2 protein-coding genes and 1 pseudogene are annotated in these 2,646 nt (G+C 42.7%); 2 read left to right on the top strand and 1 reads right to left on the bottom strand.

What is annotated here, in order from left to right:
- Window positions 1-668: pseudogene (locus tag WBA23_RS17720) on the bottom strand (hypothetical protein); the annotation flags it as partial.
- A gap of 10 nt (window positions 669-678) precedes the next feature.
- Here WBA23_RS17720 and WBA23_RS17715 point away from each other — a divergent pair.
- Together WBA23_RS17715 and WBA23_RS17710 are read left to right on the top strand one after the other, a co-directional pair.
- Window positions 679-1,626, top strand: a complete 948-nt coding sequence (locus WBA23_RS17715) for an amidohydrolase family protein (protein ID WP_424583619.1) — start codon at window positions 679-681, stop codon at window positions 1,624-1,626.
- Window positions 1,627-2,012: 386 nt separating this feature from the next.
- Window positions 2,013-2,646 (top strand): helix-turn-helix domain-containing protein (locus WBA23_RS17710; RefSeq protein WP_424583618.1); only part of this gene is annotated, 634 nt, incomplete at its 3' end.

Below are 2,646 nucleotides of genomic sequence, written 5' to 3'. Positions count from 1 at the left end.
GCAATCCAGGGCTGACTGCCCCAAATCAACGTCCAGGCATTGTTCACCGGGGGAGTGTAGATATGGTAGTTCTGCGCGTGAACGCCACTAAACCGCAGATGATTGTAAATATGCGCCGGAGCATCGCCCATTTTTCCGGCATCCTTCAGCATATCATTAAAAATAAACGGCCCACCCGAAAGATCGCCATCCACCACCACTTCAAAAATATCATTCAAATAGCCCTGCGGATTAAACCTCCCAAAATCCCAATAGTTGTCGTAAGCCTCATACAAAAAGTACAGGCGGTTAAGTCCCGCTACCCACCCGACCCGTACCTTCACACTGAGATCGGTAGTATCCACCGGATAGGGGGTATCATCCTCGGTATCTTTTAGCAAATCGGTGCCATAAACATTTTCTTCCGGGTAAGTAGACCAATCGTCGATCTGCCCATCAATGCGAGGGAGTTGGTCTTTCGGAAACTGAAACACTTCAAACGCTATATCCGGCCTCACGGTATTGGGTTCAATCGTCTGGGCAATAGTTGGGTATGTAAGCCACCCAAAACTTACTAAAGTAAACAGAGAAATAATGCCTTTAGGATCAACGCTCATAACGAAAAGATTACCGAAGAAAAGATAATTCCGGTCAAAAATCACTATCTTCGATAGGATTTCTACAGCCATACTACCTAATATGCTTCAACGAAGAGAATTTTTACGCAGGAGCCTCAGCCTCGGAATAGGGTTTGCGGTTGCCCCTCAATTAGTAAAGGCTCAATCATCTATTCTTAAGGATATTCCGATGGTAGATTCCCACGTGCATTTTTGGGAATTAAGTCGGCTGGAGTATCCTTGGTTGGAGAACAAGGAGTCAGCCCTTAGCCAGGACTTTCTCCCCACTGATTATCGGCGAATTACCCAAGGCTATCAGGTTGATAAAATTGTTTTTGTAGAAAGTGGCCGGGTGCCCTGGCAGTACCTAGATGAAGTTAAGTGGGTGCATCAGTTAGCTAAGCATACTGACCTGATTGGTAGCATGGTTGCCTACTTTCCGGTAGATCAGGGCGAATTAGCCCAGACTGAATTAGAAGAACTAGTAACTTTCCCTCTGGTGCGAGGAATTCGTAGCATGGGAAACATCCAGGAACAAGTTACTTCGCCTCAGTATCGCGATGGGTTACGTTTACTATCGGAGCATGATCTAAGTTTGGATATACATCTGGGTACCGCTGATTTTGATTCCTACCTTCCTCTGATTGATCAACACCCAAACCTACGCTTTGTCCTGAACCACTTGGGGTTACCCAATGTGAAAAATGGTGAACTGCCAGCCTGGAAAAGCGGAATGCGACAGTTAGCCCAGCGCCCTAATGTGGTCTGTAAACTTTCGGGCTTACTAACCCGCTGCGACGCTGAGCAGGCTAATAGCGAATTTTTAACTCCCTACATTCTTAGCCCACTAGAATACTTCGGAACCGACCGGATTATGTTTGGCAGCGATTGGCCAGTACTTACCCGGGCTAATACATTTCCGGGTTGGGCGCAATTGTTGGAAAATTCTACCGGTGAGCTAAGCCGATCAGAATTAACCCAAATCTTCTCCGGAACTGCCCAAGAAGTTTATCGGATAGATATTAAGTGAAATTGAATAAGAAATAGTCATTGAAAATTGATTCGCAAATACTATTTCTATTAATTGGACTATTTCAAAGCATCGTCATACTATCAGTTTTTCTTTTACAGAAAAACTCCAAATCCTCCAGACTTTTTGCATTCACGATTTCCATTTTAAGCATATTACTGCTTAACAACATCATTTTTTATGCTTCATTCTCCATTGATCACTTATCATTTACAAATTTTGTAATTCCGGAACCAGTTTTATCGCTTGGGCCCTTGGTCTACTACTATTGCCGCAGTGTGTTTGAAGTAGATTTCAGCATAAGAAAACCGGATTATTGGCATTTCCTGCCAAGCATTTTTGACTTATTTTCTCCAGCATATTCATTGGTAGTTTTAGCATTTTCATTGGATAACACCAGTCACTACCAATTTCTCAACACGTATGATGATTATATTGTAATTCCTCAGTTTATATCGCTTACTTTTTATCTGGTTATAACCTGGCGCTATCTCATGCGGAACAAGCCATTGGCTGATTCCAAAACCTTCCAATGGGCTCGGGATTTCATTCTTGGTATTAGTATTATAGCTAGTATCTGGCTTCCGTTCCTTTTACTTTATATTTCATCGTATCAGAGGCTTTTATTGGACTGGATATATTTTCATCCCATTTTTTACGCCATGAGCGGCTTCTTTTATTTTCTGAGCTATCGCCTCTTACGAGAAGGTATGTCTTTCCGACCCAATCAGATTACTAAAGATGCATTAGATACCATTTTAGTAAAGATTCGGACCGCTATTTTTGAAGAGGGGCTATACCGCAATCCCGAGCTAACGCTAAAAAAACTAAGCAATGAGACTGACATCCCCGAAAAGGAATTGTCGTTCGTGTTTAAGCATTACTACAAGAAGGGATTCAATAAATACATAAATGAGTTCCGGGTACAAGAGGCCTTTCTTAGGCTCAAGGAGGATAATGCAAAGAGGTTTAGCATTGAGGGTATTGCTTTTGATGTAGGCTTTTCCTCCCGAGCAACTT

Origin of the sequence: Tunicatimonas sp. (assembly GCF_049647865.1) — a bacterium.
GTDB lineage: Bacteria > Bacteroidota > Bacteroidia > Cytophagales > Cyclobacteriaceae > Tunicatimonas.
Note: the sequence above shows the minus strand (reverse complement) of the source record. Positions and strands in the feature narration are given on the sequence as shown.